Genomic DNA, 24,437 nt, shown 5'->3' with positions numbered 1-24,437 from the left:
GCCGACCGCCAGACTCGCTGACAAGGACGCATTTTTCCGTGAACCAAAACTGGCATGGCACCCTGATTCGCCACATGCTGTTGCTGGTCACCGCCTGCCTGGTGATCGGCCTGATCACCGGCTTCTACGGCTGGAGCCTCGCCGTGGGCCTGGGCCTTTATCTGGCCTGGACCCTCAAGCAACTGCTGCGTTTGCACGAATGGCTACGCCTGCACAAACCCGATGAAGCACCGCCCGATGGCTATGGCCTGTGGGGCGAAGTGTTCGACAGCATTTACCACCTGCAACGCCGCGACCAACGAGTGCGCGGACGCCTGCAAGCGGTGATCGACCGGGTCCAGGAATCCACCGCCGCGCTCAAAGACGCGGTAATCATGCTCGACAGCGACGGCAACCTGGAATGGTGGAACCGCGCCGCCGAAACCTTGCTTGGCCTCAAGACCCCCCAGGACAGCGGCCAGCCCGTGACCAATCTGGTGCGCCATCCGCGCTTCAAGGAATACTTCGAGCAGGACAGCTACGCCGAGCCGCTGGAAATCCCTTCGCCGATCAATGATCGCCTGCGCATTCAGCTGTACATCACCCGTTATGGCAACAACGAACACTTGATGCTGGTGCGCGACGTGACGCGTATCCATCAGCTGGAGCAGATGCGCAAAGACTTCATCGCCAACGTCTCCCACGAACTGCGCACACCGCTAACGGTGATCTGCGGCTACCTGGAAACCCTGCTCGACAACGTCGAGGAAGTGAACCCGCGCTGGACCCGTGCCCTGCAGCAGATGCAACAGCAAGGCGGGCGCATGCAAACCTTGCTCAACGATTTGCTGCTGCTGGCCAAACTGGAAGCCACCGATTACCCGTCGGACAATCAACCGGTGTCCATCGACAGCCTGCTGCAATCGATCAAGGGCGACGCTCAGCAACTGTCCGGTCAACGTAATCAGCACATCACCCTGGAAGCCGATCCGACGATTCTGCTCAAGGGTAGCGAAGCAGAATTGCGTAGCGCGTTTTCCAACCTGGTGTTCAACGCAGTGAAGTACACACCGGCCGAGGGCAATATCCGCATTCGCTGGTGGGGTGACGATCAAGGCGCACACCTGAGCGTGCAGGATTCGGGGATCGGCATCGACAGCAAACACTTGCCGCGCCTGACTGAACGCTTCTATCGCGTCGATTCCAGCCGCAACTCCAACACCGGCGGCACAGGGCTGGGGCTGGCCATCGTCAAACATGTGTTGCTGCGCCACCGGGCACGTATGGAAATCAGCAGTGTGCCGGGCCACGGCAGCACGTTCACTTGCCATTTTGCGCCAGCCCAAGTGACAAAATCCCGCGTCATCAGTGCCGCCGATTGATACCGGCCAGCACTCGCCACTAGGCAATTGCCCGGTCAGCCGCTACATTGGCTGACTTGTGCCTGCCCTTCAGGCGCACTTTTTTCTTTCCTTTCGAATACACGGAACCCGCAAAACTCCATCATGGACCCTTCCCCTGGCTTGACCCTCGCAACAATATTCGCCGATTTCGGCATGATTCTTTTTGCTCTGATCCTGGTTTTGCTCAACGGCTTTTTCGTTGCGGCAGAGTTTGCCATGGTCAAATTGCGCTCGACCCGCGTCGAAGCCATCGCTGAAAAGAACGGTTGGCGAGGGCATATCCTGCGCACCGTGCACAGTCAGCTCGATGCTTATCTCTCGGCCTGCCAATTGGGTATCACCCTCGCCTCGCTGGGTCTGGGCTGGGTCGGCGAACCTGCGTTCGCGCACCTTCTGGCACCCGTACTGAGTGCCGTGGGCGTGGATTCCGCTGAGGTGGTGAAGGCAGTTTCGTTCTTCACGGCGTTCTTCATCATTTCGTACCTGCACATCGTGGTCGGCGAACTGGCCCCGAAATCCTGGGCCATCCGCAAACCCGAGCTGTTGTCGCTCTGGACGGCGGTGCCGCTGTACCTGTTCTACTGGGCCATGTACCCGGCCATCTACCTGCTCAACGCCAGCGCCAACCAAATCCTGCGCATCGCCGGCCAGGGTGAGCCCGGCCCGCACCATGAGCATCATTACAGCCGCGAAGAACTGAAACTGATCCTGCACTCCAGCCGTGGCCAGGACCCGAGCGACCAAGGCATGCGCGTTTTGGCCTCGGCGGTGGAAATGGGCGAGCTGGAAGTGGTCGACTGGGCCAACTCCCGGGAAGACCTGGTGACACTGGAGTTCAACGCGCCGCTCAAGGAAATTCTGGCGATGTTCCGTCGCCACAAGTTCAGCCGCTACCCGGTGTATGACAGCGAGCGCCAGGAGTTCGTCGGCCTGCTGCACATCAAGGATTTGCTGCTGGAACTGGCCGCGCTGGATCACATTCCCGAGTCGTTCAACCTCGCCGAACTGACCCGGCCGCTGGAGCGCGTGTCGCGCCACATGCCGCTGTCGCAGTTGTTGGAGCAATTCCGCAAGGGCGGTTCGCATTTCGCTGTGGTCGAGGAAGCCGACGGCAACATCATCGGCTACCTGACCATGGAAGACGTGCTGGAAGTGCTGGTGGGCGACATTCAGGACGAACACCGCAAGGCCGAACGCGGGATCCTCGCGTATCAACCGGGCAAACTGCTGGTGCGGGGCGATACGCCGCTGTTCAAGGTTGAACGCCTGTTGGGCATCGATCTGGACCACATCGAAGCGGAAACCCTCGCCGGGCTGGTCTACGAAACCCTGAAACGGGTGCCGGAAGAGGAAGAAGTGCTGGAAGTCGAAGGCTTGCGGATCATCATCAAGAAGATGAAAGGGCCGAAGATCATTTTGGCGAAGGTGTTGATGCTGGACTAAGCGATCCCTGACCGGATCCGTGTTGATCCCTTCGCGAGCAAGCCCGCTCCCACACTTGTTATGCGTCGATCACATAAATAGGGTTCGACGCCGATCAAATGTGGGAGCGGGCTTGCTCGCGAATGCGTCAGACCAGACAACCCATTACTGCTTGCCCAACGCAAAGTTGGGCAACGCGCCTACCGGTTGATTGAACTGGTACGGAATCGATACCAGCCCCAGCCCGGTGTTGCGCTGCACCACGAAGTGCAGGTGCGGGCCGCTGCTGTTGCCGGTGTTGCCCGACAGCGCCAGCGCACTGCCCACCGTCACTCGCTGACCTTCCCGTACGCTGACCGAACCTTTCTTGAGGTGCAGGTACACGCCCATGGTCCCGTCATCGTGCAACACCCGCACGAAATTGCCCGACGGATCGTTGCCGCGCCCGGTCTGGCCATTCTCGGTTTTCACCACCATGCCACCGCGCGCCGCGATGATAGGCGTGCCTTCGGGCATGGCGATGTCCATCGCATAACGGTTCTTTGGCCCGTAGTGGCTGTATTGGCCATTGGCGCCTTGACTCAGCCGAAACGGCCCACCGCGCCAGGGTAATGGATATCGATAGGCCATGGCGGCCCCTGCGGGGTCGCCCAGGGAATATTCGAACTTCGGGGTATACGCCAGCGGCCTTCCGGCCTTCGTCGCCTTGAGCAGCGCCAGACGAATGTTACTGCGCGCCGGCATAACCCGACGAATCGGTCGGCTCGGCGCGCCGCTGACATTATTCAGCCCGGAAAAACTCAGCTCGATCTCGACGGGCGCATACAGATCGTTGCGCACGAACACACTGTCCATGCCCCTCTGCTTCTTGATATCGAGGTACACCTGCCGCTCAAGGCGCTCGACCATCCGGTCGCGAAAAACGAACACCTTCGCGCCTTTGGTGGGGCGGTCGCTGTAAGAGACCACGCCACTGGCGTTGGTGGACCGGTAAATCGTCATGGCCACAGCCGAGGTGGAGGCCATGAGCAGACCACAGAAAAACAGCAGGCGCGCGAGCATGGGCAAGATTCTGTCGAGTAAGGCCTGGAAAGGAGCCTAGCAGCTGAAATGGACCAGCGTAGTCAACAGATGTTTCAAAATGGGCGGTTCAGGGGATGTGCGGTGAATTCGATGGCCCCTTCGCGGGCAAGCCTCGCTCCCACAGGTAAACGGTGAACCTGTAGGAGCGAGGCTTGCCCGCGAAGGCGTACGAGAAGGCGACGCCGGGCTTATGCGCCCGGTACGAAATGCTTCTGCGCAGTGCCACGGGCGATCAGGCGGGAGATGTAGTCGAGCTTCTGCGCATCCTGGTCGACAAAGCGGAAAGTCAGTTGCAGCCATTCGCTGTCAGGTTTCGGCTCGAAGGCGACGATGGCATGCAGGTAGCCGTTGAGGCGGGCGATTTCAGCGTTATCGCCCTGCTCCAGGTCGAGCACGGCGCTGTCGAGGACTTGCGGCAGCGTGTCGGTGCGTTTCACCACCAGCAGCGCTTCCTTGATGCTCAAGGCCTTGATCACGCATTGCTGGGTGCCGCTTGGCAGGCGCAGTTGGCCTTGGCCACGACCGCCAGCTGATGCTGCGGCGGCAGCAGGCGCCTTGATCGGCGGGCTGTTAAGCAAGCCGCGAGACGGTGCGGCGGCCGGGGCTGGTGCGGCGGCGGCAGGTCTGGCGAATGGGTTGACCGGTGCCGCCGATGGCGTGACCACGGCTGCCTTGCCACCCGTGAGCGCGCTAAGGGAGTCGTTGCCGAACGCCGAGTTCATTTTGGTCGGCGCACTGTTCATCAAGGTGTCGAGCTTGCCGACCTTGTTCAGTGCCTGCTTGACCTTAGTCAGCAGTTGCTCGTTGGTGAAAGGCTTGCTGACGTAGCCCGAAACCCCGGCCTGAATCGCCTGGACGACGTTCTCTTTATCGCCACGGCTGGTGACCATCACGAACGGCATGGTCTTGAGGTTGTCCTGCTCGCGGCACCAGGTCAGCAGTTCAAGACCGGACATTTCCGGCATTTCCCAGTCGCACAGAACCAGGTCGAATGCTTCTTTGGCCAGCATGGCCTGGGCCTTTTTGCCGTTGACGGCATCTTCTGTCCGGATCCCCGGGAAGTAGTTGCGCAGGCACTTCTTCACCAGGTCACGAATGAACGACGCATCGTCCACGACCAACACACTGATCTTGCTCATCCAACACCCCTTTAAAAATCCCGGCAAGCATAACGCTGGCTGATGGCACTTTGCCAAAACTCTTCAGTCACGCCGGGACTTTTCGTTCGCGGGTGCTGCTTTTCAATTCAAAAGCCACACAAACAAAAACGCCCAGCCAAAAGGCCGGGCGCTTTTCTTGGGCAATCTTACTTATCGTCAGCTTTGCCCGGAACATTAGCGGTTTCGGCACTTGTGCCTTCAACTTCTTCCTTCATGCGCTTGAGGCCCAAGTGACGCACGTCGGTGCCGCGCACCAGGTAAATCACCAGTTCCGAGATATTGCGCGCGTGGTCGCCGATCCGCTCCAGGGAACGCAGTACCCAGATAATGCTCAAGACCCGCGAGATAGAGCGCGGGTCTTCCATCATGTAGGTGGCGAGTTCACGCAGTGCGGTCTTGTATTCGCGGTCGATGATCTTGTCGTACTGCGCCACCGACAACGCCAGGTCGGCGTCGAAGCGGGCAAACGCGTCCAGCGCATCGCGAACCATGTTGCGCACCTGGTCGCCGATGTGGCGAACCTCGACGTAACCGCGCGGCGCTTCGCCTTCTTCGCACAACTGAATGGCACGGCGGGCGATCTTGGTGGCTTCGTCGCCGATGCGCTCCAGGTCGATCACCGATTTGGAGATGCTGATGATCAAACGCAAGTCCGACGCCGCCGGTTGGCGACGGGCCAGAATGCGCAGGCATTCTTCGTCGATGTTGCGTTCCATCTGGTTGATCTGGTCGTCGATCTCACGCACTTGCTGGGCCAGACCGGAGTCGGCCTCGATCAGCGCGGTGACCGCGTCATTGACCTGCTTTTCCACCAGCCCGCCCATGGCCAGGAGGTGGCTGCGCACTTCCTCGAGCTCAGCGTTGAACTGCTGGGAGATGTGATGGGTAAGGCCTTCTTTACTAATCATGTTGGCGTCCTTGGAGCGTCCGGTAAGGTGCGGTGGACCGCAGCGTCAGTTCAGTGAGCAACAACAGCTTCCTAGCCGTAACGACCGGTAATGTAGTCTTCGGTCTGCTTCTTCGCCGGATTGGTGAACAGGGTGTCGGTGTCGCCGAATTCCACCAGTTTGCCCATGTACATGAACGCCGTGTAGTCGGAAACCCGCGCGGCCTGTTGCATGTTGTGGGTCACGATAACAATGGTGAACTTGGATTTCAGTTCGTAGATCAGTTCTTCGACTTTCAGCGTGGAGATCGGGTCGAGTGCCGAGCATGGTTCATCGAGCAACAGTACTTCCGGCTCCACGGCGATGGTGCGGGCAATCACCAGACGTTGCTGCTGACCACCGGACAGGCCGAGTGCCGACTCGTGTAGACGGTCTTTGACCTCATCCCACAGCGCCGCGCCTTTCAACGCCCACTCGACGGCTTCGTCGAGGATGCGTTTCTTGTTGATGCCCTGAATGCGCAGGCCGTAAACCACGTTTTCGTAGATGGTTTTCGGGAACGGGTTAGGCTTCTGGAACACCATGCCGACCCGGCGACGCAACTCGGCCACGTCCTCGCCCTTGCGGTAGATGTTGTTGCCGTAGAGGTTGATCGCGCCGTCGACGCGGCAGCCATCCACCAGGTCATTCATGCGGTTGAAGGTGCGCAGCAGCGTGGACTTGCCGCAGCCGGACGGACCGATGAAGGCGGTCACGCGCTGTTTCGGGATGTTCATGCTGACGTCGAACAGCGCCTGTTTGTCGCCATAAAACAGGCTCAGGCCCGGTACTTCGATGGCCACGGTTTCCTGCTCGAGGCTCAGGCTCTGTTTGTCGCGGCCCAGGGCCGACATGTTGATGCCGTGAGTATGTGCTTCGTGCTGCATGGGAGGCTCCCTGTGCTAACAAATTCGGTTCGGGACGCCACTTGTGGCATGCCCAATAAATGTTCGGTTGGACGCGATCCAGTGTGGGAGCGGGCTTGCTCGCGAAGAGGTCAGCACATTCAACATCAATGCTGCCTGACCCACCGCTTTCGCGAGCAAGCCCGCTCCCACATGGAAATCAGCTATCCAGCGCTTTGTATTTTTCGCGCAGATGGTTACGGATATAAACCGCCGACAAGTTGAGCGTGGCGATCACCAGCACCAGCAGAAATGCGGTGGCGTAGACCAGTGGCCGCGCGGCTTCGACGTTCGGGCTCTGGAAGCCGACGTCATAAATGTGGAAGCCCAAGTGCATGATCTTCTGGTCCAGGTGCAAGTACGGGTAGTTACCATCCAGCGGCAGCGATGGCGCCAGTTTCACCACACCCACCAGCATCAGCGGCGCCACTTCACCGGCGGCACGGGCCACCGCGAGGATCATCCCGGTCATCATCGCCGGGCTGGCCATTGGCAGCACGATCTTCCACAAAGTTTCGGCCTTGGTCGCACCAAGGGCCAACGAACCTTCGCGCACGGTGCGAGGAATCCGCGCCAGGCCTTCTTCGGTGGCCACGATCACCACCGGCACGGCCAGCAGGGCCAGGGTCAGCGAGGCCCAGAGCAGGCCCGGCGTACCAAAGGTCGGCGCCGGCAGTGCTTCAGGGAAGAACAACCGGTCGACCGAACCGCCGAGCACGTAGACGAAGAAGCCCAGACCGAACACGCCGTAAACGATGGCCGGAACACCCGCCAGGTTGTTCACCGCGATGCGGATCAAGCGAGTCATTGGCCCCTGACGTGCATATTCACGCAGGTAGACCGCCGCCAGCACGCCGAACGGCGTTACGATCATCGCCATGATCAGGGTCATCATCACGGTGCCGAAAATCGCCGGGAAAATCCCGCCTTCGGTGTTGGCTTCACGCGGGTCGTCACTGAGGAATTCCCAGACCTTGCTGAAGTAGAAGCCGATCTTGGTGAAGGTGCCCATGGCGTTCGGCTGGTAGGCGTGAACCACTTTGCCAATGCCGATTTCGACTTCTTTACCGTTGGCATCGCGAGCAGTCAGGCTGTCGCGGTTGAACTGAGCGTGCAGGTCGTTCAGACGCGCTTCGATGTCCTGATAACGGGCATTCAGCTCAGCGCGCTCGGACTCCAGGTCCGCTTGCGCGGCAGCGTCGAGACGGCCGTCCAGTTCCAGTTTGCGACCGTGCAGACGCACACGTTCGAGACCGGCGTTGATCGCGCCGATGTCGGCCTTTTCCAGGGTCTTGAGCTGTGCGGCGAGCTGGTTGACGCGATCGACACGCGCCTGCAACTCAGGCCATGCGGCCTCACCTTCAGCGATGACCTTGCCATCCTGTTTGACGTTGACCAGGTAGCCGTAGAAATTGCCCCACTCGCGACGCTCGATGGCCATCAGCTCAGGCGGGGTTTTCTGGTTGGTCAGCCACTCGCCGACAATCCAGGTGAAGTCGGTGCCGTTCAGATCACGGTTGCCGACCTTGATCAGCTCGCGGGTCATGAACTCCGGGCCCTGATCGGGCACCGGCAGGCCAGCGCTTTTCAGGCGCTCGCGTGGCACTTCTTCCTTCTGCACCACTTCGCCGATGACGAGGTGATTGGCTTGGCCCGGCACGTCGTAACTGGCGTGGATCAGGTCCGCCGGCCAGAAGTGACCCAGGCCGCGCACGGCAATCACCGCCAGCAGGCCAATGGTCATGATGACCGCAATGGACACCGCGCCACCGCTGATCCAGACGCCGGGGGCGCCGCTCTTGAACCATCCATTCAGGGAGTTCTGTTTCACAGACTTCTACCTTTCTTAAAGCGACGAGTATTTCTTGCGCAGACGCTGACGAATCAGTTCCGCGAGGGTGTTCATGATGAAGGTGAACAACAGCAGCACCAGCGCCGAGAGGAACAGCACGCGGTAGTGGCTGCCGCCGACTTCCGACTCAGGCATTTCCACCGCAACGTTGGCCGCCAGGGTGCGCAGGCCTTCGAACAGGTTCATTTCCATGACCGGGGTGTTACCGGTGGCCATCAGCACGATCATGGTTTCACCCACCGCGCGGCCCATGCCGATCATCAGCGCCGAGAAAATGCCCGGGCTGGCGGTGAGGATCACCACGCGGGTCATGGTCTGCCACGGTGTGGCACCGAGGGCCAGGGAGCCCAGGGTCAGGCCCCGAGGCACGCTGAACACGGCATCTTCGGCGATGGAGTAGATGTTCGGAATCACTGCGAAGCCCATGGCCAGGCCGACCACCAACGCGTTGCGCTGGTCGTAGGTGATGCCCAGGTCGTGGGAGATCCACATGCGCATGTCGCCGCCGAAGAACCAGGTTTCCATGTACGGGCTCATGTACAGCGACAGCCAGCCCACAAACAGAATCACCGGGATCAGGATCGCGCTTTCCCAGCCGTCCGGCACTTTCAGGCGGATGGACTCAGGCAGGCGACTGAAGACGAAACCCGCCACCAGAATGCCGATCGGCAGGAGCATCAGCAGGCTGAAAATGCCGGGCAAATGCCCTTCCACATACGGCGCCAGGAACAGGCCGGCGAAGAAGCCGAGGATCACTGTCGGCATTGCTTCCATCAGCTCGATCACCGGTTTGACCTTGCGACGCATGCCCGGGGCCATGAAGTATGCGGTGTAGATCGCGGCGGCAACGGCCAGTGGCGCGGCCAGCAGCATCGCGTAGAACGCAGCTTTCAGGGTACCGAAGGTCAGCGGCGAGAGGCTCAGCTTGGGCTCGAAGTCGGTGTTGGCCGCGGTCGATTGCCAGACGTATTTAGGCTCGTCGTAGTTCTCGTACCAGACCTTGCTCCACAACGCGCTCCACGAGACTTCCGGGTGCGGGTTGTCGAGCAGCAACGGTTGCAGCTTGCCGCCCTGCTCCACGATCACGCGGTTGGCCCGTGGCGACATGCCGAAAAGGCCTTGGCCGTCGACCACCTGATCCACCAGCAAAGTGCGGTGAGCGGTGCTGTGGAACACGCCCAGTTTGCCGGACGCATCGAGGGCAACGAAGCCTTTACGACGTTCTTCAGCGGTGATTTCAACGATCGGCGCAGCGCCCATCTGGAAAGTACGAATCTGCTTCAGACGCTGCTCGCCATCCGGGTCGCGAGCCATGAACCATTGGGCCAGACCACCCTTGGAGTCACCGACGATCAGCGAGATGCCGCCCAGCAATTGGGTAATAGCGGTGACTTCGGTATTACCGTCTTCAAGCAATTTGTAGCGCCCGTTAAGGCTCTTGTCGCGCAGACTGAAAACGTCGGCCTGAGCGCGACCATTGACCACGTACAACCACTGCTGACGCGGGTCGATGAAGATGTTCTTCACCGGCTCGGTCATTTGCGGCAGCTCAACGCGCGTCTGCTCGTTGGTGACTTCGCCGGTCATCATGTTTTCTTCGCTGGTCAGCGACAGGACATGCAGTTGCGCGGCCGTGGAGCCGGCCAGCAGCAGGGTCGAATCGGTAGCGTTGAGGCTGACGTGCTCCAGAGCACCGCCCGCCTCGTTCAGCATGATTGGCGTTTCGCCGTATGGATATTCAATGGCCGGCGAGATGGTTTTCTTGCCTTCCGGGTAGCTGACTTTATAGGTGTGACGGAACACCAGGACCTGGCCGTTGGACAAGCCCACGGCCACTAATGGCTGGCCAGGTTGATCTTCACCGATGGAGGTCACGCTGGTACCGGCCGGGATCGGCAGGTCGACGCGGCGCAGTTCGGCGCCGGTGTCGATATCAAAGAACAATGCCTGGCCCTTGTCGGAAACCCGCATGGCGACCTGGTTCTGCTCTTCAATGGAGATCATCAGCGGCTTGCCGGCGTCTTGCATCCAGGCGGGCGTGATGGCGTCTTTGGCGGTCAGGTCGGCCCCCTGGAACAGCGGCGCAACGACGTAACCGAGGAAGAAAAAGATCAGGGTGATCGCGGCAAGAACGGCGAGGCCGCCGACGAGGACGTACCAGCGGGTCAGGCGATCTTTCAGCGCACGAATACGGCGCTTGCGTTGCAGCTCAGGCGTATTGAAGTCAATTCGCTTGGGGGGATTTGTAGTCATGGTGGAGTTGGCCAGATCATTCATGCGCACACCCTAGCGATCCTGTATGACAGAAAGATGACAATGCAGTGACGCAACAAATCCGCCGCCAGCGGGAACTGGCAGTGGATTGGAAATTTGGGGGCCGGTATTTACCGGCATTTGTAGGAGCGAGGCTTGCCCGCGAAGGGGTCGTTACATTCAACATCAATGTTGACTGACCCACCGCTTTCGCGGGCAACCTTCGCTCCTACACAGGTCCGGGTTTAGCCCGGACCTAGGGTTTTACTTTTTTGCGACGTTACCGCCTTCTTGCAGACCCAGGTCAGCCAGTGCTTTTGCAGCAACCTTGGCTGGCAGCGGGATGTAGCCGTCTTTCACAACCACTTCCTGACCCTGTTTGGACAGAATCAGCTTCACGAACTCGGCTTCCAGCGGGGCCAGAGGCTTGTTCGGAGCCTTGTTGACGTAAACGTAGAGGAAACGCGACAGCGGATACTTGCCGTTCAGGGCGTTTTCTTCAGTGTCTTCCACGAACTCGGTGCTACCTTTCTTGGCCAGGGCCACGGTCTTCACGCTGGCGGTCTTGTAGCCGATGCCCGAGTAACCCACGCCGTTCAGCGAGGAGCTGATCGACTGCACGACCGAAGCCGAGCCTGGTTGTTCGTTGACGTTTGGCTTGTAGTCGCCTTTGCACAGGGCTTCTTCTTTGAAGTAGCCATATGTGCCGGATACCGAGTTACGACCGAACAGTTGCACTGGCTTGTTGGCCAGGTCGCCGGTCACACCCAGATCGCCCCAGGTTTTCACATCGGTTTTAGCGCCGCACAGACGTGTCGAGGAGAAGATCGCATCGACCTGTTCCATGGTCAGGTGCTGGATCGGGTTGTCTTTGTGTACGAACACCGCCAAGGCATCCACAGCCACCGGGATAGCGGTTGGCTTGTAGCCGTACTTGGTTTCAAAGGCTTGCAGCTCGTTGTCCTTCATCTTGCGGCTCATCGGGCCCAGGTTAGAGGTGCCTTCAGTCAACGCAGGTGGCGCGGTAGAAGAACCGGCAGCCTGAATCTGGATGTTTACGTTCGGGTATTCTTTTTTGTAGTTCTCAGCCCACAGGGTCATGAGGTTGGCCAGGGTATCGGAGCCGACGCTGGACAGGTTGCCCGACACACCAGTGGTCTTGGTGTAGCTCGGGATCGACGGGTCAACAGCGGCAACCGCGTTGGCAGTCGCAACGCCAGCAGCGACAAAAGTCATTGCCGCCATCAAACGCTTCAGTTTCATGCCTTACTCCTAGCAGATAGGTGTGTTAAGTCGGGGCCAAGTATCAGCAGGCCGTGTGAACACTCTATGGCTGAAATATGACAATTGGATGAAAGGCCAGCATTTGCTTTTTTCGCAGGCAGACCGCGTTATCGTTCTTCGCGGGCAAGCCTCGCTCCTACAGGATTAGTGTCATTTCAAAATTGGCGCATGACCTGTAGGAGCGAGGCTTGCCCGCGAAGACGTCGGTCGGCTCAGCGACCCTTCTTCCAGAGATAGCCCCCCACCAGAACCCCGACGCCACACAGAACCGCTACGTAATACGCAGGCCCCATCGGGCTTTCCTTGAGCAGCAGGCTGACGATCATCGGCGTCAGGCCACCGAAAATGGCGTAGGCGACGTTGTAGGAAAACGACAGGCCACTGAAGCGCACCACGGGCGGGAATGCCTTGACCATGACATAGGGGACCGCACCGATGGTGCCCACCAGCAAACCTGTTATGGCGTACATCGGGAACAGCCAGTCGGGATGCTCAGCCAGGCTGTGGTAGAAGGTCCAGGAGCTGGCCAGCAACGCGGCGCAGCCGAACACGAATACTCGTCCCGCGCCGAAACGATCTGCCAGGGCGCCGGCAATGATGCAACCAATGCTCAGCAGCACTATCGCCACGCTATTGGACTGCAGGGCGGTGGTTGGCGCGAAGTGATAGACCGTCTGCAATACGGTCGGGGTCATCAGGATCAACACCACGATGGCGGCGGACAACAGCCAGGTCAGCAGCATGGAAATCAGAATCGCACCGCGATGGTCGCGTAACACGGCGCGCAGCGGCACCTCTTCGGCCAGCGCTTTGCGTAATTGCAGTTCGGCAAACACTGGGGTTTCGTGGAGCCAGCGGCGCAGGTAGACCGAGAACAGGCCAAACACGCCGCCCAGCAGGAACGGGATTCGCCAGGCGTAATCCGACACTTGCACCGGCGTGTAAATGCTGTTGATTGCGGTAGCGACCAACGAGCCCAAAAGAATACCGGCAGTCAGACCGCTGGTCAGCGTGCCGCAGGCATAACCAATGTGACGCTGCGGCACGTGTTCGGAAACGAATACCCAGGCTCCCGGCACTTCACCGCCAATCGCCGCGCCCTGAATTACCCGCATCAACAGCAACAGGATCGGCGCCCACATACCTATCTGCGCGTAAGTCGGCAGCAAGCCCATGATCAGGGTCGGGACTGCCATCATGAAAATGCTCAAGGTGAACATCTTCTTGCGCCCCAGCAGATCACCGAAGTGCGCCATGACGATGCCGCCCAGCGGCCGCGCCAGGTAGCCGGCGGCGAAGATGCCGAACGTCTGCATCAGGCGCAGCCACTCGGGCATATCGGCGGGAAAGAACAGTTTGCCGACCACCGTGGCGAAGAACACAAAGATGATGAAGTCGTAAAACTCCAGAGCGCCGCCCAAGGCAGACAGCGATAACGTCTTATAGTCATTGCGGGTCAACGGGCGTGCGGATTGGCTGGGCTGCGCGATGCTCGAGGGCGCTGTGGTCATGGCAAGGGCTTCTCTTATAGTCGGATCTGCAACCTCAACAACGCTGGCAGAGGCTTGGGCAGGTTCGGCACGATAGCAAATTGTTCGAAAAAGCACATAGAGGCGCGTATTTGACGGTCAAAATGAGAACCGGACGGTCGTCTCGGAGTCTACCGATCGATATACTCCCAATATTGCAACGGCTTGTAAGGGGTTGCTGTGCGAAACCGTCGTTGGCACCTGTCAGCCGATTTCGCAGAGTTTCCCTTTAGGCGCCTTACGAAAAACGTGACGAACGTAGTATGTTCGGGGCTGAATCGTTTTTCCAAGGCTCCAGTGCGCAAAGTCGTCGAGCGAAGGTCAGGCAAGGCAAAAACAGGCGAGGACGCGGAGTTTGCTGCTGTAAATGAGCGTCCGAGCCTGTTTTTAACGCAGCATGACCGAGCGCAGGCACTTTGCGCGCGGAGCCGTAAGACGGCTATTCACCCGCTACATACATGAAGAGTCACGGGTCAGAGGCACCCCCGGCATGATAGAGCTCGAACAAGAAGATCCAATCCCGCAAGGCGACCTGGCCCTGCAAATCACCGCGCTTCCGCGCGAAACCAATGGCTTTGGCGATATTTTCGGCGGCTGGCTGGTGGCGCAGATGGATTTGGCTGGCACCGCAATGGCCAGCAAAGTGGCTGGTGGTCGCGTGGCCACCGTGGCGATTGATCGCATGGCGTTCCTGGTGCCGGTAGCAGTGGGCGCGCAGCTGTCCTTTTATACCCAGGCCCTGGAAATCGGTCGCAGCTCGATTCAGATGATGGTCGAAGTCTGGAGCGACGATCCACTGTCCAGCGAATGGCGTAAAGTGACCGAAGCCGTCTTCGTGTTCGTCGCCATCGACGGCAGCGGCCGCACTCGCTCGGTTCCGCCTAGAGCCCGTTAAACCGAAGCTCGTAAAAACCGGAGCCCGTAAAAAAGTGGGCGTTAAACCCGGCGACCGTTTTGCGGTCCATTGCAGTCCTGTTCCTGATCGAGAGTTGCCCCATGAGCACGCCCAACGTTGAAGCCGTGAAACTGGATGAACTGAACTGCTGGCGTATCCGCCACGGTCAGGCCGAATTGCTGGTGGCCCAGCAAGGCGCGCACATTCTCAGTTATCAACGGGCTGGCGAGCCTCCGTTGATCTGGCTCAACGACGAGGCGGTATTCAAGGCCGGCAAAAGCATCCGCGCCGGCGTGCCGGTGTGCTGGCCGTGGTTCGGCAACCTGTCGCGCAACCCGCAGAGTGTCCAGGCCATGCGCGTCAGCCAGGAACCGCCGACTGCCCATGGTCTGGTGCGGGCGATGGACTGGGAACTGGGCGGCATCGAAACCGAGGGCGAAAGCCTGAAGGTGGAATTCAATCTGCCCTACCCCGAAGGCGGCCTGCCAGGCTGGCCACATCAGGTGGACTTGAAGCTGAGCATTCGTCTGGATGAGCAGTTGCACATCAGCCTGACCAGCGAAAACAAGGGCGCTGAACACGTCACCATCAGCCAGGCACTGCATAGCTATTTCGCGGTCAGCGATGTGCGCAACGTGCACGTTGAAGGGCTGGATGGCTTGAGCTATATCGAAACCCTGGACGACTGGAAAACCGTCACCCAGACCGGTGATCTGCATTTTACCGGCGAGACCGACCGCATCTATCTCAATACCCCGCCGAAGCTGAGCATCGTAGACCCGCACTGGGAGCGACGCATCGAACTGACCAGCAGCGGTTCGCGTTCGGCAGTGATCTGGAACCCCTGGATCGACCGCGCCGCGGCATTCAGCGACATGGCCGACGATGGCTGGCAGCGCATGCTGTGCATTGAAACGGCGAATGTGATGGGTGATGTGGTGACACTGGCACCGGGGGCAAGTCATACCTTGGGCGTCAGTGTCGGCAGCAAATCCCTTTAACACCACAAAACAAATGTGGGAGCGGGCTTGCTCGCGAAGGCGGCGTATCAGTCGACATTAACGTTGCCTGACACACCGCCTTCGCGAGCAAGCCCGCTCCCACATTTTGATCTGCGCCTGGCGTTTTTACAAATCCGACTCTTTGACCACTCGCACCTGCGCCGCATCCAGCGCATACGCCGCATCCGCCAAGTCGTTGTTGACCGTCTCGATCTTCAGCGTGCCGGTCACCCACAGCGGTGTGTAGATATCGTTCAGCTTCAAACCTTTCGGATAACGCACCAACACCAATTGATTAGGTGGTGGCGGCGGCACGTGGATGCAGGCGCCCGGATACGGTACGAGGAAGAACAATGTGCTGTGGCCCTTGGCGTCGGATTCCAGCGGTACCGGGTAACCGCCAATGCGGATGTGCTTGTCGTTCATCGACGGCACGGTTTTGGTCGAGTACATCACCGCCGGCAAGCCCTTGCTCTGCTTCATGCCACCCTTTTGGGTAAAGGTGCCGTTGGCTTCCGGTGAGTTGTGATCGATTTCAGGCATGGCCTCGAGGGCTTTCTGGTCCGACTTGGGCATCAGTTCAAGCCAGTCGGTTTCCGGCAGTTCGCCGGCATGGGCCAAACCACTGCCCAGGAAGAGAAGAGTCAACAGAAGACGGCGCATGAAAGTGCTCGGTAGGGATAGGACAGTGTCACGCCGAGCATTCTAGCCCTCTCGACGTGCGCAGCCGAGAGGGATTCGTCGCTTGAATCAGTTCTTTTTAATCAGGCCGTAGATCACCAGCAATACCACCGCGCCCACCAGCGCACCGATGAAACCTGCGCCTTCGCCAGCGTGGTAAATGCCCAAGGCCTGGCCGCCGTAAGTGGCTGCCAGCGAACCGCCGATACCGAGCAGGATGGTCATGATCCAGCCCATGCTGTCATCACCCGGTTTCAGGAACCGTGCGATCAGGCCGACGATCAAGCCGATAAAGATGGTTCCGATAATTCCCATGGCATTTCCCTCTGATTAATTGGCTATAGCCTAGACAGACTTTGGCATCCTGCCATCAGAGAACGGCGGCCCCTGAAGGTTCCGCCGTTGCCACATGAAACTATTCGGCGATCAGCGCTTCGACCTTGAGGATCTGCGCAGCCAACGTCTCACGGTCTGCACAGCGCAGACTGGCGTGACCGACCTTGCGGCCGGCCTTGAAAGCCTTGCCGTAGTGATGCAAATGGCAGTCGTCGATCGCGATCACTTTTTCTACTGGCGGCACGACACCGATGAAGTTGAGCATCGCGCTCTCGCCGACCTTGGCCGTCGAACCCAGCGGCAGACCGGCAACGGCCCGCAGGTGGTTTTCGAACTGGCTGCACTCGGCGCCTTCGGTGGTCCAGTGCCCGGAGTTGTGTACGCGCGGGGCGATTTCGTTGGCCTTGAGGCCGCCGTCGACTTCGAAGAACTCGAACGCCATCACGCCGACGTACTCCAGCTGCTTGAGTACGCGACTGGAGTAATCTTCAGCCAACGCTTGCAGCGGGTGATCGGTGCTGGCCACGGACAGCTTGAGAATGCCGCTGTCGTGGGTGTTGTGAACCAGTGGATAGAACCTGGTTTCGCCATCGCGAGCACGCACGGCAATCAGCGAAACTTCGCCAGTGAATGGCACGAAGCCTTCCAGCAGGCAGGCAACGCTGCCCAGCTCGGCGAAGGTGCCGATCACGTCTTCAGGCTTGCGCAGGACTTTCTGGCCCTTGCCGTCATAACCCAGGGTGCGGGTTTTCAGCACGGCCGGCAGACCGATCGAAGCCACGGCGGCGTCCAGGTCGGCTTGCGACTGGATGTCGGCGAACGCGGGGGTCGGAATCCCCAGGTCCTTGAACATGCTCTTTTCGAACCAGCGATCACGAGCGATGCGCAGGGCTTCGGCGCTCGGGTACACCGGGACGAATTGCGACAGAAACGCCACGGTTTCGGCCGGGACGCTTTCGAACTCGAAGGTCACCAGGTCGACTTCATCGGCCAGTTGACGCAAGTGATCCTGATCGCCGTAATCGGCCCGCAGGTGTTCGCCCAACGCGGCTGCGCAAGCGTCTGGCGCCGGGTCGAGGAAAGCGAAATTCATGCCCAGCGGAGTGCCCGCCAGCGCCAACATGCGACCCAACTGGCCGCCACCGATTACACCGATTTTCATCGTCAACAACCTCAGGCGATGCGTGGGTCTGGATTGTCCAGGACGCTGTCTGTCTGCTCAGCGCGGAATTTCTTCAACACGGTATGAAATTGCGGATGCTTGGCGCCCAGGATGCTCGCCGAGAGCAACGCTGCGTTGATCGCGCCGGCTTTGCCGATGGCCAGGGTGGCGACCGGAATGCCTGCAGGCATTTGCACGATAGACAGCAGCGAATCGACGCCCGAGAGCATCGACGACTGTACGGGTACGCCCAGCACCGGCAGGTGGGTCTTGGCCGCACACATACCTGGCAGGTGGGCCGCGCCACCGGCACCGGCGATGATCACCTCGATGCCACGGGCCTCGGCCTCTTCGGCATACTGGAACAGCAGGTCCGGGGTGCGGTGGGCAGAGACCACTTTCACCTCGTAAGGGATGCCGAGCTTTTCCAGCATATCGGCGGTGTGGCTAAGGGTGGACCAATCGGACTTGGAGCCCATGATCACGCCAACCAGTGCACTCATCGTCGTGCCTCTTCTCTCTGGGCGCCCGCAGGCGCGTCAAAAAACAACAAGCCACGCAGAAATGCGTGGCTTGATTGTACGAAAAATGGCCGGACGAACCGGCCGAAGGCCGCGCAGTATACCTCAATGAAGCAGATAAACAGCCCCCGATACGACCATCTGTCATACGGCGCAAAGTGCCGGTTTTATTGACTCAGAGGTCAGCGAAAGATCGACACAAATCCCCCTGTGGGAGCGGGCTTGCTCGCGAAAGCGCTGGGTCAGGCAACATTGATCTCGACTGACACACCGCATTCGCGAGCAAGCCCGCTCCCACATTGGATCTTCATTGGTCTCAGATACCCGTTGTGCCTTGGGCCGCGCCGCCTTCAAGCTTGCGCCAGAGCAACCGCACGTTGGCCTTGCGCACCAATGCGCAGCGGTACAGACGGATCTCCAGTGGCACATGCCATTGCGGGCCCCCGCAGACGACTAACTCACCGCGAGCCAGTTCAGCGCGCACGCTCAGTTGCGGTACCCAGGCGATGCCAAGGCCTTCCAGCGCCATGCTTTTCAGGCTGTCGGCCATGGCGGTTTCGTAGATGGTGGTAAACCTGAGGGCGCGCTGGCGTAACAGCATGTTGACCGAGCGCCCGAGAAACGCACCGGCGCTATAAGCCAATAGCGGCACGCTGGCCTCGCCTTCCAGGTCGAACAACGGTTTGCCATCGGCATCGGCGGCGCAGACCGGGAGCATTTCGGTGTCCCCCAAGTGCAGCGACGGGAAAATCTCCGGGTCCATTTGCATGGCCGCATCCGGGTCATAAAACGCCAGCATCAAATCGCAGCCGCCTTCGCGCAATGCATGCACCGCATCGCCAACGTTAGTGGCCACCAGTCGCGTGGCGATGTTCAACCCTTCGTTTCGCAACTGCGCGATCCAGCGCGGGAAGAAACCCAGTGCCAGAGAGTGAGCGGCAGCAACCTGCATCACCTCGCCCTGCCCGCCTTCCAGGTGATGAAGATGGCGCAGCACTTCACCCAGCTGTTCGACCACAGTTCGCGCAGTAACGAGAAACAGCTGCCCCGCCGCCGTCAGCTCGACCGGCGTGCGGGAGCGATTCACCAGGGTTAGCCCCAGCGCGGCTTCGAGGCTGCGGATCCGTCGGCTGAATGCCGGCTGAGTCACGAAGCGTCGTTCAGCTGCCTGGGAGAAGCTGCGAGTGGCGGCCAGAGCACTAAAGTCCTCGAGCCATTTACTTTCCAGATTCATCACGCCCTCCCGGACACGCACCAATTTAGGTCACACGCTCGCCGGACACGCGGCGTCACACGGGCATTATGCCGAATGCGCATAGGCTAGTGTTTAACAGCATTGGCCCAAAATTCTTCACAAGCCTAGCATTTGCAGTGTTCCGGCACAGACCGGGTCCATATCGAGATGATTTCTATCATGTCCTCCGCTGCATCTTTCCGCACAGAAAAAGACCTGCTTGGCGTACTCGAAGTACCTGCTCAAGCGTATTACGGCATCCAGACCCTGCGAGCGGTGAACAACTTCCGCCTCTCTGGCGTTCCGATTTCGCATTACCCGAAACTGGTTGTCGGTCTGGCAATGGTCAAGCAGGCCGCCGCTGACGCCAACCGCGAGTTGGGTCACCTGAGCGAAGCCAAGCACGCTGCTATCAGCGAAGCTTGTGCCCGATTGATCCGCGGCGATTTCCACGAAGAGTTCGTGGTGGACATGATTCAAGGCGGCGCTGGCACTTCGACCAACATGAATGCCAACGAAGTCATCGCCAACATCGCGCTGGAGGCCATGGGCCACAGCAAGGGCGAATACCAGTACCTGCACCCGAACAACGACGTCAACATGGCGCAGTCGACCAACGACGCCTACCCGACCGCGATCCGTCTGGGTCTGCTGCTGGGTCACGACGCGCTGCTGGCCAGCCTCGACAGCCTGATCCAGTCGTTCGCCGCCAAAGGTGAAGAATTCAGCCACGTTCTGAAGATGGGTCGTACCCAGCTGCAAGACGCCGTGCCGATGACCCTGGGCCAGGAATTCCGCGCCTTCGCCACCACATTGGGCGAAGACCTGGCACGCTTGAAGACTCTGGCGCCAGAGCTGCTGACCGAAGTGAACCTGGGCGGCACCGCGATCGGCACCGGCATCAACGCCGACCCGCGCTACCAGCACCTGGCCGTGCAACGCCTGGCGACCATCAGCGGTCACCCACTGGTGCCAGCCGCCGACCTGATCGAAGCCACCTCCGACATGGGCGCCTTCGTGCTGTTCTCCGGCATGCTCAAGCGCACCGCGGTCAAGCTGTCGAAGATCTGCAACGACCTGCGTCTGCTGTCCAGCGGCCCACGCACCGGCATCAACGAAATCAACCTGCCAGCGCGTCAGCCAGGCAGCTCGATCATGCCAGGCAAGGTCAACCCGGTAATCCCGGAAGCCGTGAACCAGGTGGCGTTCCAGATCATCGGCAACGACCTGGCCCTGACCATCGCGGCCGAAGGCGGCCAGCTGCAACTGAATGTGATGGAGCCGCTGATCGCTTTCAAGATCTTCGACTCGATCCGCCTGCTGCAGCGCGCCATGGACATGCTGCGCGAGCACTGCATCGTCGGCATCACCGCCAACGAAGAGCGCTGCCGTGAACTGGTCGAACACTCGATCGGCCTGGTTACAGCACTGAACCCGTACATCGGCTATGAAAACGCCACCCGCATTGCCCGTATCGCGCTTGAAAGCGGCCGCGGCGTGCTGGAACTGGTGCGCGAAGAAGGCTTGCTCGACGAAGAAATGCTCGCCGACATCCTGCGCCCGGAAAACATGATTGCTCCGCGTCTGGTGCCTCTGAAGGCTTGACCAAACGCCGGCTCTTTTGAAGAGCACGCTCACCAGGTCGAGGGACTAGACACCTCTCACCTTTTGAGGGCTTGGGGATTTACTCCCTCAAGCCCTTTTTTTTAACTCTTTTGCGGATTTTCGAATATGCTGAATGCTTTCAGTTCCGCCAAGATCGCAGCCTTCGGCAGCTCCTACCGGGTTTGAGACCCCCTGTAGAGGCTACCGAAGGCTGCGATTTTTTGATTTTGCAGCGCTCTCGTTTCATCGCTTGCACCACAACCGTGCAGACGGAAGGCACTCTCCTATGTATAGTGCCGGCCCTCTTCGCGTGAGCGGTCGTCGATAACGAGGCCCAAACCCATGCGAAACCCGAACTAATAAAACCCGCGATATGGAACCGGAACGAACCTCGATCCACTTGTTGTGCCACGCGCAAGCCGGTGTAACGCGATGTGTCGGTCCACCATTATCTGCACACACAAAAAATAGCGAGGAATAATCCATGCTCGAAGTCATCAACGACTTCCTCTCAGGGAAAGTACTGATCGTGCTCATTGTCGGGCTCGGTAGCTACTTCACGATCCGCTCGCGTTTCGTCCAGTTCCGTCATTTCTTCCACATGTTCGCGGTGTTCCGTGACAGCTTGCGCAGCAGCGCCGGTCAACTCAGCTCGTTCCAGGCCCTGATGCTCAGCCTGGCCGGCCGTGTCGGTGCGGGCAACATCGCCGGTGTCGGTATCGCCGTGACCCTTGGTGGCCCCGGTGCAGTGTTCTGGATGTGGGTGACCGCGCTGGTCGGCATGTCCAGCAGCTTCTTCGAATGCTCCCTCGGCCAGCTCTACAAGCGCTGCGACTCCGAAGGCCAGTTCCGTGGCGGCCCGTCCTTTTACATTCAGCACGGCCTGCAGAAACGCTGGTTGGGCATGATCATGGCGTTCCTGCTGCTGATTACCTTCGGCTTCGCCTTCAACGGCCTGCAAGCCCACGCCGTCACCCACTCGCTGAACAATGCCTTCGGCCTCGACACAACGTACACCGGCCTTGGCCTGGCGGTATTGCTGGGTCTGGTGTTCATCGGTGGCATCAAGCGAATCGCCAAGGTCGCTGACCTGCTGGTACCGGTGAAAACCCTGGTGTACATCGGCGTGACCATCTACGTGATCGTGCTGCAGTTCGACCATGTTCCGGGCATGTTGATGACCATCGTCAAAAGCGCCTTCGGTCTGGACCAGGCGTTCGGCGGCCTGATCGGCAGCGCCATCGTCATGGGCGTGAAGCGCGGCGTGTTCGCCAACGAAGCAGGCCTGGGCAGTGCACCGAACGTGGCTGCTGTGGCCTCGGTCGAGCACCCGGTCTCGCAAGGCGTGGTTCAGGCGTTCAGCGTGTTCCTCGACACCTTCGTGATCTGCACCTGCACCGCATTGCTGATTCTGCTGTCGGGTTTCTACACCCCGGGCTTCGAAGGCGACGGCATTGCCCTGACCCAAAACTCCCTGGCTGCCGTGGTCGGTGACTGGGGCCGGATGTTCATCTCCGTGGCTCTGGCGTTGTTTGTGTTCACCTCGATCCTCTACAACTACTATCTGGGCGAGAACAACCTGCGCTTCATGATCGGCGAAAACCGCAAGGCACTGATGGCCTATCGCGCGCTGGTACTGGTACTGATCTTCTGGGGTGCCATCGAAAACCTCAGCACGGTGTTCGCGTTCGCCGACATCACCATGACCCTGCTGGCGTTCGTGAACCTGATCGCGCTGTTCCTGCTGTTCAAGGTCGGCATGCGCATCCTGCGTGACTACGATGACCAGCGTGCTGCCGGTATCAAGACCCCGGTGTTCGATTCGAGCAAATTCCCGGATCTGGACCTGGACCTGAAAGCCTGGCCAGCCAATCCGCCAGCCGCCGCTCCTACGGCCGCAGCCGAGCCGCAAGGCGTGACCGCAGCGCAACGCTGATCGGTAAAAAACCGGGCGCACCCCCTGCGCCCGGCGTGACACAGCTTGCGACCGGCGTCATGCTCGGTCGCATGTTGTGGCAGCTATTTTGATGCTGCCGTTTTGGTTCGAGCTTGAGACCCATCGCTGCCATCGCGAGCAGGCTCGCTCCCACATCGTTTTCGGAGAACCTCCATGAATGCCTCGACTTTTCCTGCTGCCCAGCACGTCATGGTGCTCTACACCGGCGGCACCATCGGCATGCAAGCCAGTGCCCACGGGCTGGCCCCGGCGTCCGGTTTCGAAACGCGGATGCGCGAGTATCTGCACAGCCAGCCTGAACTGGTGGTACCGCAGTGGCGCTTTCGCGAGATGGCGCCGCTGATCGACAGCGCCAACATGACGCCCGCCTACTGGCAGCAACTGCGTGAAGCGGTGGTCGATGCCGTGGATGTCCAGGGCTGCGACAGTGTGTTGATCCTGCACGGTACCGACACCCTGGCCTACAGCGCCGCAGCCATGAGCTTCCAGCTGCTCGGCCTGCATGCCCGCGTAGTGTTCACCGGCTCCATGTTGCCGGCCGGCGTGACCGACAGCGATGCCTGGGAAAACCTCAGCGGTGCGTTGGTTGCTCTTGGCCAGGGCCTGGCGCCGGGCGTTCATCTGTACTTCCACGGCGAACTGCTCGATCCGACCCGCTGCGCCAAGGTTCGCAGTTTCGGTCGTCATCCATTCAAACGGCTGGAGCGTCAGGGCGGCGGCGTGAAAGCGACTTCCGTGCCGACGCAGCTGAACTACAACCAGCCTAAACAGCTGGCGAAGGTCGCGGTGCTGCCGCTGTTCCCGGGCATCGGTGCCGAGCAACTGGATGGCCTGCTCAACAGCGGTATTCAGGGTCTGGTGCTGGAATGTTATGGCAGCGGTACCGGGCCAAGCGACAACCCAGACTTTCTCGCCAGCCTGGAACGGGCGCGGGATAAAGGTGTGGTGGTGGTCGCGGTGACGCAATGTCATGAAGGCGGCGTGCAGCTCGACGTGTACGAGGCGGGCAGCCGCTTGCGTGACGCCGGTGTGTTGTCCGGTGGCGGCATGACTCGCGAGGCGGCGTTTGGCAAGTTGCATGGGCTGCTGGGTGCAGGGCTTGAATCCGCTGAAGTTCGACGGCTGGTTGAACTCGATCTGTGCGGTGAACTGAGCTGACACAACACAAAACCCTGTAGGAGCGAGGCTTGCCCGCGAAGGCATCCTCAAGTGCGCCAAAAGCTTCGCGGGCAAGCCTCGCTCCTACAGG

The 24,437-nt window shown here is 59.9% G+C and carries 20 protein-coding genes; 7 read left to right on the top strand and 13 right to left on the bottom strand.

Annotated features, from left to right (window positions below):
- The first annotated feature begins 38 nt into the window (after positions 1-38).
- Complete coding sequence (gene phoR / locus ACIPLA_RS08640; RefSeq protein WP_218395589.1) at positions 39-1,361, top strand: phosphate regulon sensor histidine kinase PhoR; 1,323 nt, start codon at positions 39-41, stop codon at positions 1,359-1,361.
- 123 nt (positions 1,362-1,484) lie between these two features.
- Positions 1,485-2,825, top strand: coding sequence for a hemolysin family protein (locus ACIPLA_RS08635; RefSeq protein WP_192345113.1), 1,341 nt, complete (start codon positions 1,485-1,487; stop codon positions 2,823-2,825).
- A 144-nt stretch (positions 2,826-2,969) separates the two neighbouring features.
- Here the strand turns inward: ACIPLA_RS08635 and ACIPLA_RS08630 are convergent, their stop codons facing one another.
- From ACIPLA_RS08630 to ACIPLA_RS08595, 8 genes are all read right to left on the bottom strand, one after another.
- Complete coding sequence (locus tag ACIPLA_RS08630) at positions 2,970-3,866, bottom strand: peptidoglycan DD-metalloendopeptidase family protein (RefSeq protein WP_401172927.1); 897 nt, start codon at positions 3,864-3,866, stop codon at positions 2,970-2,972.
- A 209-nt stretch (positions 3,867-4,075) separates the two neighbouring features.
- The gene (locus ACIPLA_RS08625; RefSeq protein WP_401172926.1) at positions 4,076-5,026 is read right to left on the bottom strand and encodes a response regulator; all 951 of its coding nucleotides are present in this window, start codon (positions 5,024-5,026) and stop codon (positions 4,076-4,078) included.
- 167 nt (positions 5,027-5,193) lie between these two features.
- Entirely contained in the window at positions 5,194-5,955 is a 762-nt protein-coding gene (gene phoU, locus ACIPLA_RS08620) for a phosphate signaling complex protein PhoU (protein ID WP_008073516.1), read from the bottom strand.
- A 71-nt stretch (positions 5,956-6,026) separates the two neighbouring features.
- Positions 6,027-6,860 carry a phosphate ABC transporter ATP-binding protein PstB gene (pstB, locus tag ACIPLA_RS08615; RefSeq protein WP_095052363.1) on the bottom strand — a complete coding sequence of 278 codons (834 nt, stop codon included), beginning with the start codon at positions 6,858-6,860 and terminating at the stop codon, positions 6,027-6,029.
- A gap of 178 nt (positions 6,861-7,038) precedes the next feature.
- Positions 7,039-8,709 (bottom strand): phosphate ABC transporter permease PstA, encoded by a 1,671-nt coding sequence (pstA, locus tag ACIPLA_RS08610; protein WP_401172925.1) that lies wholly within the window; start codon positions 8,707-8,709, stop codon positions 7,039-7,041.
- Positions 8,710-8,724: 15 nt separating this feature from the next.
- A complete protein-coding gene (locus ACIPLA_RS08605; RefSeq protein ID WP_192345261.1) occupies positions 8,725-10,758 on the bottom strand; it encodes an ABC transporter permease subunit in 2,034 nt (677 codons plus the stop codon).
- A 489-nt stretch (positions 10,759-11,247) separates the two neighbouring features.
- Positions 11,248-12,246 (bottom strand): phosphate ABC transporter substrate-binding protein PstS family protein, encoded by a 999-nt coding sequence (locus tag ACIPLA_RS08600; RefSeq protein WP_218395596.1) that lies wholly within the window; start codon positions 12,244-12,246, stop codon positions 11,248-11,250.
- 233 nt (positions 12,247-12,479) lie between these two features.
- Complete coding sequence (locus ACIPLA_RS08595) at positions 12,480-13,778, bottom strand: MFS transporter (protein ID WP_218395597.1); 1,299 nt, start codon at positions 13,776-13,778, stop codon at positions 12,480-12,482.
- Positions 13,779-14,286: 508 nt separating this feature from the next.
- Between ACIPLA_RS08595 and ACIPLA_RS08590 the strand changes: the two genes are divergently transcribed.
- Together ACIPLA_RS08590 and ACIPLA_RS08585 are read left to right on the top strand one after the other, a co-directional pair.
- Positions 14,287-14,691, top strand: coding sequence for an acyl-CoA thioesterase (locus ACIPLA_RS08590; RefSeq protein ID WP_007896491.1), 405 nt, complete (start codon positions 14,287-14,289; stop codon positions 14,689-14,691).
- Between the two features lie 101 nt (positions 14,692-14,792).
- Positions 14,793-15,692: a D-hexose-6-phosphate mutarotase gene (locus ACIPLA_RS08585; RefSeq protein ID WP_401172924.1), complete on the top strand. Its 900-nt coding sequence runs from the start codon at positions 14,793-14,795 to the stop codon at positions 15,690-15,692.
- 126 nt (positions 15,693-15,818) lie between these two features.
- Here the strand turns inward: ACIPLA_RS08585 and ACIPLA_RS08580 are convergent, their stop codons facing one another.
- The 5 genes from ACIPLA_RS08580 to ACIPLA_RS08560 form a co-directional block, all read right to left on the bottom strand.
- Positions 15,819-16,355, bottom strand: a complete 537-nt coding sequence (locus ACIPLA_RS08580) for a DUF3299 domain-containing protein (protein ID WP_192345120.1) — start codon at positions 16,353-16,355, stop codon at positions 15,819-15,821.
- A gap of 87 nt (positions 16,356-16,442) precedes the next feature.
- Positions 16,443-16,688 carry a GlsB/YeaQ/YmgE family stress response membrane protein gene (locus tag ACIPLA_RS08575; protein WP_123500851.1) on the bottom strand — a complete coding sequence of 82 codons (246 nt, stop codon included), beginning with the start codon at positions 16,686-16,688 and terminating at the stop codon, positions 16,443-16,445.
- Between the two features lie 100 nt (positions 16,689-16,788).
- On the bottom strand, positions 16,789-17,871 hold the full coding sequence (locus ACIPLA_RS08570) for a 5-(carboxyamino)imidazole ribonucleotide synthase (protein ID WP_123500853.1): 1,083 nt from the start codon (positions 17,869-17,871) through the stop codon (positions 16,789-16,791).
- Positions 17,872-17,882: 11 nt separating this feature from the next.
- The gene (gene purE, locus ACIPLA_RS08565; RefSeq protein ID WP_003196369.1) at positions 17,883-18,374 is read right to left on the bottom strand and encodes a 5-(carboxyamino)imidazole ribonucleotide mutase; all 492 of its coding nucleotides are present in this window, start codon (positions 18,372-18,374) and stop codon (positions 17,883-17,885) included.
- Positions 18,375-18,708: 334 nt separating this feature from the next.
- Positions 18,709-19,626, bottom strand: a complete 918-nt coding sequence (locus ACIPLA_RS08560; protein ID WP_192345123.1) for a LysR substrate-binding domain-containing protein — start codon at positions 19,624-19,626, stop codon at positions 18,709-18,711.
- A gap of 180 nt (positions 19,627-19,806) precedes the next feature.
- Between ACIPLA_RS08560 and aspA the strand changes: the two genes are divergently transcribed.
- The 3 genes from aspA (at position 19,807) to ACIPLA_RS08545 (ending at position 24,346) form a co-directional block, all read left to right on the top strand.
- On the top strand, positions 19,807-21,231 hold the full coding sequence (gene aspA, locus ACIPLA_RS08555; RefSeq protein WP_095632848.1) for an aspartate ammonia-lyase: 1,425 nt from the start codon (positions 19,807-19,809) through the stop codon (positions 21,229-21,231).
- Positions 21,232-21,715: 484 nt separating this feature from the next.
- Positions 21,716-23,167, top strand: coding sequence for a sodium:alanine symporter family protein (locus tag ACIPLA_RS08550; protein WP_218395601.1), 1,452 nt, complete (start codon positions 21,716-21,718; stop codon positions 23,165-23,167).
- Positions 23,168-23,341: 174 nt separating this feature from the next.
- A complete protein-coding gene (locus tag ACIPLA_RS08545; RefSeq protein WP_401172923.1) occupies positions 23,342-24,346 on the top strand; it encodes an asparaginase in 1,005 nt (334 codons plus the stop codon).
- The last annotated feature ends 91 nt before the right edge of the window (positions 24,347-24,437 follow it).

The sequence above is a fragment of the Pseudomonas sp. NPDC086112 genome (assembly GCF_044746425.1).
Lineage (GTDB): Bacteria > Pseudomonadota > Gammaproteobacteria > Pseudomonadales > Pseudomonadaceae > Aquipseudomonas.
This window is presented reverse-complemented; position numbering and strand designations above follow the sequence as displayed.